At 69.8% G+C, this 16,120-nt stretch carries 14 protein-coding genes; 10 read left to right on the forward strand and 4 right to left on the reverse strand.

From position 1 onward, the window contains the following. The first annotated feature begins 98 nt into the window (after positions 1 to 98). A complete protein-coding gene (locus tag BLT25_RS24205) occupies positions 99 to 1,031 on the forward strand; it encodes a zinc metalloprotease (RefSeq protein ID WP_091051578.1) in 933 nt (310 codons plus the stop codon). Between the two features lie 65 nt (positions 1,032 to 1,096). On the opposite strand, the gene BLT25_RS24210 is transcribed toward BLT25_RS24205, so the two are convergent. Next, positions 1,097 to 1,291, reverse strand: coding sequence for an antitoxin (locus BLT25_RS24210; RefSeq protein WP_091051581.1), 195 nt, complete (start codon positions 1,289 to 1,291; stop codon positions 1,097 to 1,099). Between the two features lie 119 nt (positions 1,292 to 1,410). Between BLT25_RS24210 and miaA the strand changes: the two genes are divergently transcribed. The 9 genes from miaA (at position 1,411) to BLT25_RS24255 (ending at position 11,797) form a co-directional block, all read left to right on the forward strand. Continuing rightward, a complete protein-coding gene (gene miaA / locus BLT25_RS24215; protein ID WP_091051584.1) occupies positions 1,411 to 2,343 on the forward strand; it encodes a tRNA (adenosine(37)-N6)-dimethylallyltransferase MiaA in 933 nt (310 codons plus the stop codon). Beyond that, complete coding sequence (locus tag BLT25_RS24220) at positions 2,340 to 3,269, forward strand: helix-turn-helix transcriptional regulator (RefSeq protein WP_091051587.1); 930 nt, start codon at positions 2,340 to 2,342, stop codon at positions 3,267 to 3,269. The genes miaA and BLT25_RS24220 overlap by 4 nt, the downstream gene beginning before the upstream one ends. A 52-nt stretch (positions 3,270 to 3,321) precedes the next feature. Then, positions 3,322 to 3,951, forward strand: coding sequence for a pyridoxamine 5'-phosphate oxidase family protein (locus BLT25_RS24225; RefSeq protein WP_091051590.1), 630 nt, complete (start codon positions 3,322 to 3,324; stop codon positions 3,949 to 3,951). Next, positions 3,951 to 4,802 carry a diaminopimelate epimerase gene (dapF, locus tag BLT25_RS24230; RefSeq protein WP_091051593.1) on the forward strand — a complete coding sequence of 284 codons (852 nt, stop codon included), beginning with the start codon at positions 3,951 to 3,953 and terminating at the stop codon, positions 4,800 to 4,802. The genes BLT25_RS24225 and dapF overlap by 1 nt, the downstream gene beginning before the upstream one ends. Before the next feature lie 60 nt (positions 4,803 to 4,862). Continuing rightward, positions 4,863 to 5,639: an SDR family NAD(P)-dependent oxidoreductase gene (locus tag BLT25_RS24235; protein WP_091051594.1), complete on the forward strand. Its 777-nt coding sequence runs from the start codon at positions 4,863 to 4,865 to the stop codon at positions 5,637 to 5,639. Between the two features lie 103 nt (positions 5,640 to 5,742). Further along, on the forward strand, positions 5,743 to 7,371 hold the full coding sequence (locus BLT25_RS24240) for a VWA domain-containing protein (protein WP_091051597.1): 1,629 nt from the start codon (positions 5,743 to 5,745) through the stop codon (positions 7,369 to 7,371). Positions 7,372 to 7,443: 72 nt separating this feature from the next. Beyond that, entirely contained in the window at positions 7,444 to 8,952 is a 1,509-nt protein-coding gene (gene hflX / locus BLT25_RS24245) for a GTPase HflX (protein WP_091051599.1), read from the forward strand. Between the two features lie 87 nt (positions 8,953 to 9,039). Further along, entirely contained in the window at positions 9,040 to 9,792 is a 753-nt protein-coding gene (locus BLT25_RS24250) for an SGNH/GDSL hydrolase family protein (protein WP_091051601.1), read from the forward strand. Positions 9,793 to 9,802: 10 nt separating this feature from the next. After that, positions 9,803 to 11,797: an ATP-dependent DNA helicase gene (locus BLT25_RS24255; protein ID WP_091051603.1), complete on the forward strand. Its 1,995-nt coding sequence runs from the start codon at positions 9,803 to 9,805 to the stop codon at positions 11,795 to 11,797. Positions 11,798 to 11,824: 27 nt separating this feature from the next. Here BLT25_RS24255 and BLT25_RS24260 read toward each other — a convergent pair whose 3' ends face one another. The 3 genes from BLT25_RS24260 to lexA all read right to left on the reverse strand — a co-directional run bounded on the left by BLT25_RS24260 (position 11,825) and on the right by lexA (position 16,003). Next, positions 11,825 to 13,381 (reverse strand): MXAN_6640 family putative metalloprotease, encoded by a 1,557-nt coding sequence (locus BLT25_RS24260; RefSeq protein WP_143033841.1) that lies wholly within the window; start codon positions 13,379 to 13,381, stop codon positions 11,825 to 11,827. A 96-nt stretch (positions 13,382 to 13,477) separates the two neighbouring features. After that, on the reverse strand, positions 13,478 to 15,148 hold the full coding sequence (locus BLT25_RS24265; protein ID WP_091051608.1) for an alkaline phosphatase D family protein: 1,671 nt from the start codon (positions 15,146 to 15,148) through the stop codon (positions 13,478 to 13,480). 87 nt (positions 15,149 to 15,235) lie between these two features. Further along, a complete protein-coding gene (gene lexA / locus BLT25_RS24270; RefSeq protein ID WP_091051610.1) occupies positions 15,236 to 16,003 on the reverse strand; it encodes a transcriptional repressor LexA in 768 nt (255 codons plus the stop codon). Positions 16,004 to 16,120 lie beyond the last annotated feature (117 nt).

Raw genomic sequence — 16,120 nt, forward strand, 5'->3', positions numbered from 1 at the left:
CACTCGGTTGCGCGAACAGCAAATTCTCCGTAACGCCGTTCCCCGTGAGGGTATTTCTGCTCTAGCCTGAGGCAACTTGTCTCAGGAAGGGATACCCCATGTCGATTCCCAAGCTGGCCGGCAGAGCAGTGGCGATGAGCGCACTCGGAGTGCTCGTGGCATCAGGTCTGGCAGCCGCGGCGCCCGCGGGCGCCATGCAGGCGTCCGCAGGAGGAGATGCCTGCTTCGACCCGCACGAGGTCGGCGCCGCCCGCGTCGCCGAAGGGGCCAAGCAGGTCCGCGACACGAACCATCTGACCGCGAAGCAGGCCGACGCCAAGGAGAAGGCACTCTCCAGCGCGCTGGCCGCGCAGGGGAAGAAGGGCGGCAGCGCCAACCTCGCCGCGACGACCATCCCGACCTACATCCACGTCATCCAGGAGGACGCCACCACCGGCGCCGTCCCGCAGGCGAACATCGACGCCCAGATCGACGTGCTCAACGCGGCGTACGCCGGCACGCCGTTCTCCTTCGAGGTGGCCGGCCAGGAGACCACGATCAACCCGGCCTGGTATCCGATCATCTCCGGCTCGGCCGGCGAGCGGGACATGAAGTCGACGCTGCGCCAGGGCGGCGACAACGCCCTGAACGTCTACATCGGCGAGATCGACGACGGTCTGCTCGGCTGGGCGACCTTCCCGACCAAGAACATCGGATCGCAGGACGGGGTGGTCATCCTCGGTGAGTCGCTGCCCGGCGGCTCGGCGGCGCCGTACGACGAGGGCGACACCGCCACCCACGAGGTCGGCCACTGGCTGCACCTCTACCACACCTTCCAGGGTGGGTGCCGCGGCAAGGGTGACCAGGTCGCCGACACCCCGGCCGAGGCCGCGCCGGCCTTCGGCTGCCCGGAGGGTTCCGACACCTGCACCGCTCCGGGTCTCGACCCGATCCACAACTTCATGGACTACACCGAGGACGCGTGCATGGACGAGTTCACGCCGGGTCAGGTGCAGCGCATGATCGACGGGTGGGTGGCGTACCGCGCCTGATCGTAAACGCGAGGCGGGGAGCAACCCGGTCTGGGTTGCTCCCCGCCTCGAAGACTGAGGATGGCTCAGTTGCCGCCGTCGAGCTTCTCTGCCTCGTTCTTGGCGGTCTCGACGCCCTGGTCGATCTGGTCGCTGAACTTGCCACCGGTCTTCTCGTCGGCGAACTCGCCGGCCTTGTCCAGGCCCTCGCCGACCTTGTCGGCACCGACCTTGTCGACGCCCTGCCCGATGAGATCCTTTGCCTTGTCCAAGAAGCTCATGCTTCCCCCTCTGGATCGGTGGCTCCCCGTATGAGCCAACTTGCGGCCAGACTAACCGCATGGAGTACGACAGCAACAGGGGGACACGCGACCCGGATGGGCCGCATGGACTACGTGACTTGGGATCTTTTCCCCTATCTGCCACCCCGATCGTGGCCGTCGTCGGAGCCACCGCGGCAGGGAAGACGTCGCTCTCCCTCGACCTCGCGGAGACACTCGGCGGCGAGGTCATCAACACCGACGCGATGCAGGTCTACCGCGGTATGGACATCGGGACGGCGAAGCTGCCGGTCGCCGAGCGACGCGGGATCCCGCACCACCTCCTCGACCTCCTCGACATCGCCGAACCGGCCTCCGTCGCCGACTTCCAGACGCTGGCGCGCGAGGAGATCGCGACGCTTCGCAATGAGGGGAAGACCCCCGTGCTGGTCGGCGGCAGCGCTCTCTACACGCGAGCGATCCTGGACCGGTTCGAGTTCCCCGGGACCTCGAACGAGGTGCGGGAGCGTCTGGAGAAGGAGCTCGAGACCGCAGGTGAGAAGGCACTTCACGACCGTCTGCGAGCACTGGACCCGGTCGCGGCCGAGCGGATCGAGATCGACAACGGTCGCCGCGTCGTACGCGCCCTGGAGGTCATCGAGCTGACCGGCGAGCCGTTCAGCGCACGGCTGCCCGAGCAGGTCTACCACGACCCGGCCTCCATCCAGATCGGCGTCGACATCTCCCGGGAGGCACTGGACGTACGCATTCGGCAGCGCGTCTCGGAGATGTTCGAGTCCGGCTTCGTCGACGAGGTGGCCCGGCTCCTGGAGGCCGGTCTGGGGCGGTCGCGGACCGCGTCGAAGGCCATCGGCTACAAGGAGGTCGCCGCCTACCTCGAGGGGGAGACGACGCTGGAGGAGGCCATGGAGCGGACGGCGATCAAGACCCGGCAGTTCGCACGGCGGCAGGATGCCTGGTTCCGCAAGGATCCGCGGGTCGTATGGGTCTCCTACGACGATCCGTCCCGTCTCGAGAAGGCGGTCGCGGCGGTGCGGGCGGTGGCGGTGTGAGCGGCAACGAGCGTGACCGGCTGCGGGAGCTGCTGGACGCGGTGCTCGACGGTGCCGACGACGGGGAGCCGCGCACGCTGGCGCAGATGGCCGGCGACGCCTACACCTCGCCCTATCACTTCAACCGGCTGCTCTCCCGGGGTGCGGGCGAGCCACCGGTCGCGATGCGGCGCCGGGTGATGCTGGAGCGCGCCGCGTGGCAGCTGCGGCAAGGTGGCACGGTGACCGATGCCGCCTGGGCTGCCGGGTACGAGTCCATGGAGGGGTTCTCGCGGGCCTATGCGAAGGCCTTCGGGCACCCGCCGAGCACCGCAGCGGTCAGCCACTGGCTGCCGGCCCCGAACGGGATCCACTTCCATCCGCCGGAGTCGCTGTGGGTCGACTCCCAGGAGCGGGTGCTCTCGCCGCTGACCGAGCAGCTCGTCATGCACGACCTCGACGACACCAGAGCCCTGCTCGACCTCGCCAAGGGCCTGCCCGCGGAGGTGCTCACCCAGGTGCGGCTGGCCGGCCACGAGGTGCTGGAGTGGGACGGTCCGGAGGAGTCGATCACGCAGGTCCTGGAGGCGACGGTGTGGGCCAAGGAGTGCTGGGTCGCCTCCATCGAGGGACTCTCCATGCCGGTCCGGAGCCGTGCCGACGCAGGTGTCGCGCTCGTCGAGCGGCACGAGGCCGTGGCGGCGCGGTGGTTGGCGGTCGTGCGTGACATCGAGCGACGCGGCGCCTGGGAGGACCGGCTCATCGACGCCCTGTGCGAGCCGCCGGAGAGCTTCCAGATCGGGTCGGTGGTCGCCCACGTCCTGACGTACGCAGCCCATCGGCGTCTGCTGGTCCGGATGATGCTCCGGATGGCCGGTGTCGAGGTCGACCGGGGCGACCCGATCGAGTGGCTGAGGGCCCGCCGGGGCGAGGTACCGACGGTCTGAGCGAGCGCGAAATGATTCGGCCGCCCGCGGGCACGCCTCGTACCCTGAGCCCGTGACCCCTACCTGGACTGAGATCAGCACGCTCGAGGAGCTCGTCGACTTGGTCGGCGTCCCGAACGAGCGCGCGGTGACCAAGGGGCGCCCCGCGCTCCTCGACATCGACCGGCAGTGGCTCGCCGCGACGCCGTTCTGCGTGCTCGCGACCTCGGACGCCGCCGGCAACTGCGACGCCTCGCCCAAGGGCGACCCGGCCGGGTCGCTGGTGCACGTCATCGACGAGAAGACGATCGCGATCGCGGAGCGGCCGGGAAACAAGCGGGTCGACGGCTACCGCAACGTGCTCGCCAACCCTCACGTCGGGCTCAACTTCCTGATCCCGGGCCGTGGCGACACGCTGCGGATCAACGGCCGTGCCCGACTGGTCTCGGACGCACCGTTCTTCGACGAGATGGTCGTGAAGGGCAAGCGGCCGATCCTCGCCCTGGTCGTCGACATCGACGACATCTTCTTCCACTGCGCGAAGGCGTTCCTGCGCTCGGGTCTGTGGGACCCGGAGACCTGGGACCCCGACCACCTTCCCAAGCGCGCGGTCATCGCCAAGCAGGTCGAGAACGACCCGCGTACGCTTGCGGAGATGGAGGACTACTACCGCACCGACACCTACTCGAAGTCCCTCTACTGATGACCTACGCCTACGTGTTGGGGCACGGCACGGAGAACGACTTCGTGCTGCTGCCGGACCTCGACGGCTCGGTGCACGGTGCCCTCCCGGACGACGAGATGGCCGACCGGGTGCGGGCGCTGTGCGACCGCCGGGCCGGCATCGGCGGCGACGGCATCCTGCGGGTGATCCGGACCGCCGCCTACACCGGTGAGGACCGCCCGGTCAGCGACGCGGAGTGGTTCATGGACTACCGCAATGCCGACGGCACCCTGGCCGAGATGTGCGGCAACGGCACCCGGGTCTTCGCCGAGTACCTGCGCTCCGCCGGTCTCGCCGGCGACGAGGTCACCTTCGCGACGCGGGCCGGTGACAAGACCCTGCGCGCGGACGGGGACGTCTGGACCGCCGACCTGGGCTCGCCGAAGCTGCTCGGGTCGACCCAGGTCACCGTCGCCCACCACTTCTGGTCGGCCTGCAACGTCGACATGGGCAACCCGCACGCGGCCGCCGAGGTCGAGTCGATCGACCCGCACGGCCCCGTCGGGGACCTCTACGACTCCCCGGTCTTCGACGAGGCGGTCTACCCGCACGGGGTCAACGTGGAGTTCTTCGCGCGCGTCGCCGAGCGCCACGTCGCGATGCGGGTCTTCGAGCGCGGCGCCGGCGAGACCCGCTCGTGCGGCACCGGAGCGTGCGCGGTGATGGTCGCGGCCGCCGAGGCCGACGGCCTCGCGATCGCGCGCGATGCCGATGTGACGTACCGGGTCGATGTTCCCGGCGGCACGCTCCACGTCACCTGGACGACCGACGACCGAGTCCTGCTCACCGGGCCCGCTGTCCTGATCGCCGAGGGCACCACCTCGCTCTGACCGCGAGACGGTTAACGGTTATTCACCCTCGTGGGGGTGGTCACGTCTAGGGTGCTGCCCATGGAGTTGACTGATAGCACAGCGATCGTGACCGGAGCGGCCAGCGGGATCGGGGCGGCGACCGCCCGGGCGCTGGCGGCCAAGGGTGCGACGGTGATCGTCGCGGACATGCAGAAGGACAAGGGCGAGGCCCTGGCGGAGGAGATCAAGGGGCTGTTCGTGCCCGTTGATGTGACCGACACCGACCAGATCACCAACGCCGTGGAGAGGGCCGTGGAGATCGCGCCGCTGAAGGCGGTGGTCAACTCGGCCGGGATCGGCTGGGCACAGCGGACGATCGGCCGCGACGGTCAGATCGGGTCGGCGCACGACCTGGACGCGTACAAGAAGGTCATCGCGATCAACCTGATCGGCACCTTCGACATGTGCCGCCAGGCGGCGACCTACATCAGCCGCAACGAGCCGGACGCCAACGGGCAGCGGGGCGCGATCGTCAACCTGGCCAGCGTGGCGGCCTTCGACGGCCAGATCGGGCAGGTGTCCTACTCCTCGTCCAAGGGCGGCGTCGTCGGCCTCACCCTCCCGCTCGCGCGCGACCTCGCCGCGGTCGGGATCCGTGTCAACACCGTCGCCCCGGGGCTGATCGACACCCCGATCTACGGCGAGGGCCCGGAGTCGGAGGCGTTCAAGGCCAAGCTCGGCGAGAGCGTGCTGTTCCCGCACCGGCTCGGTGAGCCTGCGGAGCTGGCCAGCATGGTCGTGGAGTGTCTGACCAACGACTACATGAACGGCGAGACGATCCGCGTCGACGGCGGCATCCGGATGCCACCGAAGTAACTGGAGGCAAGTAGTACCCCGACGGCTGGCGCACCGCTAATGTGTGCGCCAGCCGCGGCCCGTTTCAGACCGTTCCGCGGACGTCGGAGCAAGGGGAGTTCGCATGTCCGATAAGGCGGACACCGGTACGTCGAAGGCGCTCGCGATCATCGAGCCCGACCCCGCGGGGCCGGCGGGTGCGAGCGAGTCCCCGCGCGAGCCACGACTGACGCGGGAGACGGTCAGGGTGATCGCCGGTGCGGCCGGCGTGCTGGTCGTATGCCTGATCGCGACCGCGCTGGTCGCCAGCGGCGAGTCGGCCTCGAGCGGTGAGCAGACCTGCCTCGGCCCGCAGATGACGGTCGCGGTGGCTCCCGAGGCGGCGACCGTCGTGGGCAACATCCTCGAGGACGCCGGCTGTGGCCAGTTCGACGTGGAGGCGGCCAAGACCGACCAGGTCCTCCAGCCGATGGCGCTCGACGGCGATCTCCCCGACGTATGGATCCCCGATTCCTCGCTCTGGCTGGACCGGATCGACCCGGCCGCCGAGCCGGTGACACTGCGGGCCTCGATGGCCTCCTCGCCGGTCGTGCTCGTCTCCGGTGATGGCCTGACCCGCACCTCCTTCGCCGAGGCCTTCGCCGAGGACGACCTGCTGATGGGTGATCCCCAGCGGATGATGAGCGCGCTCGGCACGGCCGTCGCGAGCCGGGGCAAGCCCCAGAGCGAGGCCAAGCTGGACCCGTACGCAGAGCGGATCGCCTCCGGGGAGGAGGGCGCCGGGCCGACCGACTCGGGGCGCCTGGCCGAGCTGCAGACGGTGATGAGCGGGGTGACCGCGACCAGCGAGCAGCAGTGGTCGACGTACGCACCGGCGCTCAAGGCCAGTGCGCCGAAGGAGGGCACGGTGGTCCTCGACTACCCGGTCCTGATCACCGCCGACTCCTCGCGCCGCAACTCGATCGCAGCCTCGATCACCAGCTTCGCCCGGGTGCTCGACAGCGGCGCCGCCGACACCGCGCTGACCCGGGCCGGGTTCCGCACCAGCGGCGCCGGCAAGCCGTCCCCCAACGTGGGCGCGTACACCCGGGTCGACTCGGCCACGGTGGCGCAGACGGCCTCGGAGTGGAACGCCAGGCTTCGGCCGACGCGGGCGATCGCGGTCATGGACGTCTCGGGCTCGATGGCCTGGCCGTCCGCTCCCGACAGCGCCACCACCCGCCTCCAGCTCACCCAGGAGGCCGCGTCGGAGGCCGTGGGTCTGCTTCCCGGTAGCGCCGCGATCGGGCTCTGGGCCTTCTCCGAGAAGACCGAAGGCACGCTCGGCGGCGACCACAAGGTGCTGGTTCCCACCCGGCAGCTGGCCTCGAAGGACCAGCGCGCGCAGCTGACCGCGGAGATCGCCGGTCTCACCGCGCGCACCGGCGGCGGTACCTCCCTGCACGACACCGCCCTCGCGGCGTACCAGGCCGCGGTCGCCTCCTACGACCCGCTGGCCTCCAACGACGTGCTGCTCTTCACCGACGGCACCAACGACGATCCCGACTCGATGGACGTGGCAGAGCTCGTACGCCAGCTGGGGGCTGCCTCCGACCCGCGGCGGCCGGTCCGCGTCCTGGGGATCGGGATCACCGCCGACGCCGACCTCGGCACGCTGCAGGCGATCGCCGATGCGACCGGCGGGGCTGCGTACGTCGCCGAGCGGCCCGAGGACGTCGGACAGGTCCTGCGAGAGGCGCTCGAGCAGCGCTGAGACCGGCCCCGGATCGAGCCCGCGGATAAGCATTGTCCCCCGGGTGGAGCGGCGCCGTATCCTTGTTGGTATATGACGAACAACGCACACGAATTCTCACTCGCTGACGAGCTCGAGGCCACCGAGGACTGGGACGCGCTCGACGATGGCTTCGAGTCGGGCTACGCCGACGAGGATCCTGAGGACACCGACCCCACCGTCGGTGCGATGGAGCTCGCCGAGCGCCACGCGCTCAAGCGCGTCGCCAGCCTGCGCACCGAGCTCGAGGACATCACCGAGGTCGAATACCGCCAGCTTCGCCTGGAGCGAGTGGTGCTCGTGGGCGTGTGGGCCGGCGGCACCCAGACCGACGCCGAGAACTCCCTGGCCGAGCTCGCGCTCCTGGCCGAGACGGCCGGCTCAGAGGTTCTCGAGGCGATCTACCAGCGTCGCCAGGCGCCGGACCCCGCGACGTACATCGGACGCGGCAAGGTCGAGGCGCTCAAGGAGATCGTCGCTGCGACCGGCGCCGACACCGTGATCGCCGACGGCGAGCTGGCGCCGAGCCAGCTCAGGAACCTCGAGGACCGCACCGGGGTCAAGGTCGTCGACCGGACCGCGCTGATCCTCGACATCTTCGCCCAGCACGCCAAGTCCCGCGAGGGCCAGGCGCAGGTGGAGCTCGCCCAGCTCAGCTACATGAAGCAGCGGCTGCGTGGTTGGGGTGGCAACCTGTCCCGCCAGGCCGGTGGCCGTGTCGCCGGCGGTGCCGGTATCGGTGGCCGTGGTCCCGGTGAGACCAAGATCGAGACCGACCGTCGCCGGATCAACACCAAGATCGCCAAGCTCAACCGTGAGCTGAAGGCGATGAAGGGCACCCGCGACACCAAGCGTGCCGACCGCAAGCGCCACCACATCCCGGCGGTCGCGATCGCCGGCTACACCAACGCCGGCAAGTCGTCGCTGCTCAACCGGCTCACCGGCGCCGGGGTGCTCGTCGAGGACGCCCTCTTCGCGACCCTGGACCCGACCACCCGGAAGACGACGACCGAGGACGGCCGCGTCTACACGATGTCCGACACCGTCGGTTTCGTGCGTCACCTGCCCCACCAGCTCGTCGAGGCTTTCCGCTCGACGCTGGAGGAGGTCGCCGACGCCGACCTGGTCGTGCACGTGGTCGACGGTTCCCACCCCGACCCCGAGGGTCAGCTGGCGGCGGTGCGCGAGGTCTTCGCCGAGATCGGTGCCAGCGAGGTGCCGGAGCTGGTCGTGATCAACAAGGCCGACATCTCCGACCCGCTGGTGATCGCCAGGCTGCTGCGCGCCGAGCCCCACTCGGTCGCGGTCTCGGCCAAGACCGGCGAGGGCATCGACGCGGCCATCAAGGCCGTCGAGACCGACCTGCCGCGGCCGGGAGTCGAGTTCTCCGCGCTGCTTCCCTACGAGCGGGGAGACCTGGTCAACCGGATCCACCAGCACGGCGAGATCGACCACCTCGAGCACACGCCCGAAGGCACCGTCGTCAAGGGTCGCGCCAACGCGGACCTGGCCGGTGAGCTGGCTGCGTACGAACTGAGCGAGCGCAGCGCGCACTCTGCCTGATCTCGGAGGCTGATCCGGCGTTGCGACATTGGCGATGCCGAGCTCGTCCCTCACACTTGGGACGATCAGTCGTCGGAGAGGGCAGGGATGCGGACAGAGGTACGCCACGCGGCGCGCGCCACGGTCGTGAGCGCGCTGGCTGGTGCTGTCCTGGTGGCCGTGCTCGCAGGCTGTGGCAGCCAGGACGAGGGCGCGCTCCCGGGACAGAAGGCCAGCCATCAGTCCGAGGTGACCCAGGACCTGTGCACCCGACTGGCCGCCGAGTCGGTGACCCGCGCCTCCGTGGTGACCGGTGCCGGCGAGCGCGTCGTGGTGATCGGTGACTCCTGGGCCTCTGGCTTCGGGCTGGACGACCCCGGTCTGTCCTGGCCGCGCTATCTCGACGGTGAGGTGCGTGTCTCCGGTTTCGGCGGCACCGGCTACTCGCACGCGCTGATGGAGCGGTGCGGCCCGATCTCGTTCCCCGAGCGCGTCCCCGACGCGGTGGCGCAAGGGGCCGACCTGGTCGTGCTCGAGGGCGGGATCAACGACTCCAAGAGCGATCTCGACGACGTCGAGAAGGGCTTCCGGGCCACCCTGGACGAGCTGAAGGACCATGAGGTCGTCGTGCTCAGTGCGCCGAAGGTGAACTCCCGGGCCAAGGCCATCAGGGCCGTCAACAAGATGATGCGGCGGGTCTCGGCGGAGTACGGGGTGACGTACATCAACGTCTTCGACCTCGAGCTGCCCATGCTCGAGGACAACACCCACCTGACGGTCGCGGGTCACATGCAGTTCGGGGAGATCGTCGCCCAGCGGATCGCGGAGAGCCGATCGGAGACTGTCCCCGCGCACGGCTAAGGTTGCCCGAGTGACATCAACCGAGATCGCCTCCCAGACGCCCGTACGTGAAGCCCTGGCGGATGCGGTCGCGACCCTCGGCGGAGCCACCCGCGAGGGTCAGGTGATGATGGCCGACGCGGTCGCGCAGGCCCTGGTCGACGAGGAGCACCTGCTGGTCGAGGCGGGAACCGGCACCGGGAAGTCGCTGGCCTATCTGGTCCCCTCCTTGCTCCACGACAGCCGGGTCGTGATCGCCACCGCGACCCTGGCGCTGCAGCACCAGCTCGTCGAGCGCGACCTGCCGCGCCTGGTCAAGGCGATCGGCTCGCGTCCCGGCGTCGACGCGTCCTATGCCGTCCTCAAGGGCCGTTCCAACTACGCCTGCCTCCATCGGGTGCGCGAGGGAGCTCCCGACGACCAGGGCACCCTGGTCGACGTCCCGCTGGGTCCGATGGCCGAGAAGGTCCTCGAGCTGCGCAGCTGGGCCGAGAAGGAGGCGGAGAAGGGCGGCAGTGGCGAGCGTGACTCCGCGCCCCGCCACACCGACCGTGAGTGGCGCCAGGTCTCCGTCAACCACCGCGACTGCCTCGGCGCCGCCAAGTGCCCCTTCGGCGAGGAGTGCTTCGTCGAGGTCGCTCGCGACAAGGCCCAGAAGAGCCATCTGATCGTCACCAACCACTCCCTGCTCGCGATCGACGCGATCGAGGGTGTGCCGATGATCCCGGAGTACGACGCCGTGGTGATCGACGAGGCCCACGAGCTCGTCGCCCGGGTGACCCAGGCGGCGACCGACGAGCTGACCGCGGCCGAGGTGGAACGGGCCGCCCGGCGGGCCCAGAAGCACATCGAGGGCTCCGAGGCCGACGACCTGGCAGACGCCTCCGACGCGCTGCGGGCCGCGATCACCGAGAGCTCGCCCGGGCGGTTCGTGACCCTGCCGGAGGTCATCTCCGATGCGCTCGTGCTGGTGCGCGACGCCGCGCGGTCCGCGATCTCGGCGCTCCCGAAGCCGAAGGACTCCGACAGTGCCGACCCCGGCTTCCAGCAGGCCAAGGGCGGCCTGCAGGAGGTCTTCAACACCGCCGAGCGGATGGCTGCCGCCTCCGACCACGACGTGATCTGGCTCAACGAGGGCGGAGAGCGGATCCCGCCCCGGCTCTGCGTGGCTCCGCTCCAGGTCTGGGCGCAGATGCGCGAGAAGCTGCTCACCGAGAAGACCGTCGTCTTCGCCTCGGCGACCCTCAAGCTCGGCGGCGACTTCGGTCCCGTGGCCGGATCGCTCGGGCTCAAGGCGGAGGAGCGCACCGAGGTGGGCGCCGGGGCGCAGCGCACCGATGACGTGCTGCCGTGGATCGGGCTCGATGTCGGCAGCCCGTTCGACTACGGCAAGCAGGGCATCCTCTACGTCGCCCGACACCTGCCCCCTCCCGGGCGCGACGGGATGGGTGCCAAGACCCTCGACGAGATCGTCGACCTGGTCGACGCCGCCGACGGGCGTACGCTCGGGCTCTTCTCGTCCCGGCGTGCCGCCGAGGCCGCCGCCGAGGTCGTGCGCCAGAAGCTGCCTCACCTGACCACGCTGGCCCAGGGAGACGCCCAGTTGCCCGAGCTCGCCGCGCAGTTCGTCGCCGACCCGCACACGGTGCTCTTCGGCACGCTGTCGCTGTGGCAGGGCCTCGACGTCCCCGGCGACACCTGCCAGCTCGTGATCATCGACCGGATCCCGTTCCCGCGGCCCGACGACCCGCTGATGTCGGCCCGGCAGCAAGCGGCCGACAAGGCCGGCGGCAACGGGTTCATGCAGGTCGCCGCCACCCATGCGGCGCTGCTGCTCGCGCAGGGGGCCGGCCGGTTGATCCGCACCACCACCGACCGTGGTGTCGTGGCCGTGCTCGACGCCCGCCTGGCCACCGCCCGCTACGGCGGATTCCTCAAGGCCAGCCTGCCGCCGATGTGGGCCACGACCGACCCCGAGGTCGTACGAAAGGCGCTCAAGCGTCTCTCGGAGATGGCCTCGGCCTGACGCCCGCCGACTCGGCGGGGTGTCGGGTCAGCGGTAGGTCTTCGCCCACCAGCGGTGGGTGGCCTTGTCGGGGGTAGCGACGCCGTGGCAGGAGAACGCGGTGCCCTGGCCACACGTGAAGTTGCTGCTCGCGTTGGCGAAGGTGACCTCGACCTTGCGGATTCGCTTCGAGGAGAAGCCCTCGATGGTCTTGGTGGCGATGCCCTTGCTGTTGGGCTTGAGGTAGTAGACGCTGCGGGTGCCGTCGGTGCGGAACACGCTGACCGCGGCGGCGTTGGCGCTGGGTCGGGCCACGTCGACCTTCACCCGCAGCTTCCAGCCCTTGCCCACCTTCTTCGGGACGAGGCGCTGGGAGGCGTACGTCAGGTGCTTGAGGGTGAACTTGCCGTCGATGGTCTGTCGCTTGGCGGGCAGCGCCGTGCGGCCGTCGTAGACCGGCGGGTAGTAGGCGTGGCCCTCGCTGTAGGTCTTCGAGGGGGCCAGGTTGGCGGCGGCGAAGCGGACGTACTGCTGCTTCAGCGTGGTGCCGCGGGCGGCGAGCGCCTGCCGGATGGCGGTGGTGGAGTAGGTCGAGGGCGCTCGGTTCCAGATCGAGAGGACCACCTCCGGCAGCGTCCCGCGCTCCTTGGCGAAGCGCTCGGACAGGTAGCGGAAGAAGATCCAGTTGCCGTAGATCCCGAGGTTGGAGGCGTAGGAGTTGTCCAGCGGCTTGCGCTGGTCCTCGAGTTGGCCGTAGCCGAGGTACTGCCGGTTGTCGTTGATGCTGTCGTAGACCTCGTCCTCGACCCAGGTCGCGGTGGACTCCATCATCCAGCGGTCCTCGCCGGCGTCGTAGGCGAACTGGACCGCGTGGAAGTACTCGTGAGCGGCGGTCACCCGGAGGTTCTCGGTGGGCGTGTTGTAGGACCCGTACTCGCTGGTGGCGTAGTCGTTGTCCAGGACGCAGTAGGCCGTCGCGGCGGTCTTGGAGACCTTCGTCTCGGGCGCGCAGTAGCCGTAGTAGCCCTCGTCGTAGAGGTTCTCCAGGTAGATGTCGACCTTGCCCGGGGTGACCGACTTGTCGGCCGCGGGCTTGCGGTAGCCCGCCTGCACGTAGAGGTTGTGGACCTTCGTGACCACGTCACGGACCTGGGTCGCGTACGTCGTCGAGGCGCGGTCGCCGCCCTTGCCCGGCGTGTAGTGGACGCAGACCACGTCGCTGCAGGTCTGGGTCGCGGTGCGGGGGCGGGCGAGCAGCTCACGCGCGGCCGCCTTGTTGGAGCCGTCCAGGGCGTCCTTGGCGTTCCACAGGTCGGTCAGCGCGATGGTCGCGTCGGGCCGGCCGGCGATGTGCCGCCCGGGCACGACCTGGCGGGCGCCGCGCACCGACTGGTTGCGCTTGACCTTCTTGGCCGCGGCGAGCGCCTCCCGGGCCACCTTCTCCGTCACCGGCTGCTCGGCGCTGGTGTCACCGCCGGTCCTCACCGAGGTCGCCGGGGTCGAACCGGTTGCGGGCATGGTGGCGACGAACGTCGCGACGACCATGCCTGCGATCAAGACGAGGGAGCGTTGTTTCCGGTTGATCCGGCGGGCAATGTTTCGCATGAGATACCAGACGTTCGGGAAGGCAGACCTGGGCAGTCTAAGCGCAGAGCGCCGCTGTGTCCGGCGGACACGGCCTAGACCGGCCCTAGACCGGCCCTAGACCGGCGCAGTGACGCGATGGAGCCTGTTGCTTCCGGTTGCGGTGGCGTACGACCTGGTCCAGGTGGCCGTGGCGTTGGAGTCCTTGCGATCGCCGATGACGTACCAGTCCATCTGGGCGCGGGTGGGGGTCACGTCGAGGACGGAGTAGCCGTGGTCGTCGAAGTTGAGGTAGCGGACGTGGCGGTTTGCGGTCTGGATGATGCCCTCGACCGTCAGGCTGACCGTGCGGCGCGGGGCGCCGAGGATGTCTTTGAGGTTGTTCGAGGTCACCGACGTGGCCACGAACTCGACACCGGCGGTCTTGCCGAGCGGGTAGACGGCGGAGTCGTACGGCAGGTCGCAGGCCCACGCCGAGTGGATGTCGCCGGTGACGAAGACGGTGTCGGTGATCGCGTTGTCGCGGATGTGCTCGAAGAGCTCGGTGCGGTCGGCGGTGTAACCGTCCCACTGGTCCACGTTGTAGGCGATGCCGTTGTCGGGCAGCAGGCCGGTGACGTCGTTGACCGGCGCGATCAGGCTCTTCGGGAGCGCGCCGAAGGTGACCGGCGCGATCATCACCGGGTTGCCGACGAGCTTCCACCGGGCGTCGGTGAGCAGGCCGTCCTTGAGCCACGCCAGCTGCTCGTCGCCGGTGATCGTGCGGTCGGGGTCGTCGACTCCGGCGAGGTCGGTGCGCGCGACCTGCTGGGAGCGGTAGGAGCGCAGGTCGAGCATGCTCAGCTCGAGCAGGGTGCCGAAACGCAGCCGCCGGTAGATCTGGTCGTGGAGGTGGCCGTCGGTCTCCACGGTCGCCGTGCCGTCCACGCGCAGCGGCATCCACTCGTCGTAGGCCTGGTTGGCGTTGGTCTTGCGGTCGATCCAGTCGTACTCGCCGGGCTCGTTGTTCTCGGCACCCAGCAGCCAGGCGTCGTTGGCCGACTCGTGGTCGTCCCAGGTGACGATCCAGGGCAGCCGGGCGTGAGCGGCGGAGAGGTCGACGTCGCGCTTGTACTGCGCGTGCCGGATGCGGTAGTCGGCCAGCGTGTGCATCTCGTGGGCGGGCTCGTGCGGGCGGACGTCCTCGTTGGCCATGCCGTAGCCGTACTCGCCGGGACCGTACTCGTAGAGGTAGTCGCCCAGGTGGAGGATCGCGTGCAGGTCGTCGCGGGCGGCCAGGTGCCGGTAGGACGCGAACCAGCCGGCCTGCAGGTTGGAGCAGGAGACCACCCCGAAACGTACGTTCTCAGGGGCCGCGTCGGCGGCCGGAGCCGTGCGGGTACGCCCGACGCGGCTGGTCTGGCCGTCGTAGGTGAAGCGGTAGAAGTACCAGGTCTCCGGGGCCAGGCCGGTGACGTCGAGCTTCACGGTGTGGTCGCGGTCGGGGCCGGTCTGCTGGGATCCCTTGGCGGTGACGCGGCCGAAGTCCGCGGTGGGCGAGACCTCCCAGCGGACCAGGACCTGCTCGCCGGTGCCGGAGCCGGGGGTCGCGTCGGCGGTCGGCGTGACCCGGGTCCAGATGACCACCCGGTCCGGTAGCGGGTCGCCGGAGGCGACGCCGTGCTGGAAGTGGTTGAGCGAGTCGCCGGCGGCCTCGGCGGGCTCGGGGAGGGCGATGGCTCCCGCTCCGGCGGCGGTCGCCAGCCCGGCGGCGATGAGGGTGCGGCGGTCGATCTGCGTCTGGGTCACGCTGTATGGAACGACGCAGCCGCCGGCCCTGTCATGGGCCGGCGGCTGAATTCACGCAGTGTTCCCGGGCTGGTCCCCGGGGCGGGCTCAGAGGCTGCGCAGGACCGCGGTCACCTTGCCGAGGATCGTCGCGTGGGTGCCGTCGATCGGCTCGTACGCAGCATTGTGCGGCAGCAGCCAGACCTTGCCGTCCTTGCGGGAGAGCGTCTTGACCGTGGCCTCGCCGTCGATCAGCGCGGCCACGATCTCGCCGTTCTCGGCGGTCGGCTGCTGGCGCACGACCACGAAGTCGCCGTCGCAGATGGCCGCGTCGACCATCGAGTCACCGGAGACCGAGAGCAGGAAGAGGTCGCCGTTGCCGACCAGCTGCTTGGGCAGCGGGAAGACGTCCTCGACGCTCTGCTGGCTCGAGGTCTCCTCGGCCAGGATCGGGCCACCGGCCGCGATCCGCCCGACCAGGGGAACCATGGCGGCGTCGGGGTTGGGGTTGATGTCGGCCTCGGCGCTGATCGTCGAGTCGGGCTCCTCGCCGGACATGGCCTTGCGGTGGGCCATCACCTCCGGGAGGAAGACCTCGAGGGCGCGCGGCCGCTTCGGGTCCTTGCGGATCAGACCACGCTGCTCCAGCGCGCGGAGCTGGTGGGCGACGCTGCTGGTGCTGGTCAGCCCGACCGCGGCGCCGATCTCGCGCATGCTGGGCGGGTAACCGCGCTGCTCGATGCTGTCGCGCAGGTGAGCGAGGATGCGCTGCTGACGCGGCGTGAGCCCGGTCGCGTCCGGCGGCCCGTCGGGCAGCTCGCGGACGCGGCTCTTCTTCGAACCGCCTGATCCGGTGCCTGTCTTCTGCGTGGTCATGTCACCACATTAGTCCCTCTGGCACCACGACATCAAACATTTGTTCGACCTCACGGGTGGCGCGTGTCGGCGTTCGAAAATTCTGGGCGTCGCTACTTGCGTTGTTCGAACACGTGA

This window comes from Nocardioides sp. YR527, from assembly GCF_900101045.1.
GTDB lineage: Bacteria > Actinomycetota > Actinomycetes > Propionibacteriales > Nocardioidaceae > Nocardioides.

Excerpts from the sequence above, each read along its gene's own strand:
- BLT25_RS24235 (WP_091051594.1), top strand. The coding sequence starts at position 4,863 with ATGGAGTTGACTGATAGCACAGCGATCGTGACCGGAGCGGCCAGCGGG.
- dapF (WP_091051593.1), top strand. The coding sequence starts at position 3,951 with ATGACCTACGCCTACGTGTTGGGGCACGGCACGGAGAACGACTTCGTG.
- BLT25_RS24210 (WP_091051581.1), bottom strand. The coding sequence starts at position 1,291 with ATGAGCTTCTTGGACAAGGCAAAGGATCTCATCGGGCAGGGCGTCGAC.
- BLT25_RS24205 (WP_091051578.1), top strand. The coding sequence starts at position 99 with ATGTCGATTCCCAAGCTGGCCGGCAGAGCAGTGGCGATGAGCGCACTC.
- hflX (WP_091051599.1), top strand. The coding sequence starts at position 7,444 with ATGACGAACAACGCACACGAATTCTCACTCGCTGACGAGCTCGAGGCC.
- lexA (WP_091051610.1), bottom strand. The coding sequence starts at position 16,003 with ATGACCACGCAGAAGACAGGCACCGGATCAGGCGGTTCGAAGAAGAGC.
- BLT25_RS24240 (WP_091051597.1), top strand. The coding sequence starts at position 5,743 with ATGTCCGATAAGGCGGACACCGGTACGTCGAAGGCGCTCGCGATCATC.
- BLT25_RS24250 (WP_091051601.1), top strand. The coding sequence starts at position 9,040 with ATGCGGACAGAGGTACGCCACGCGGCGCGCGCCACGGTCGTGAGCGCG.
- BLT25_RS24260 (WP_143033841.1), bottom strand. The coding sequence starts at position 13,381 with ATGCGAAACATTGCCCGCCGGATCAACCGGAAACAACGCTCCCTCGTC.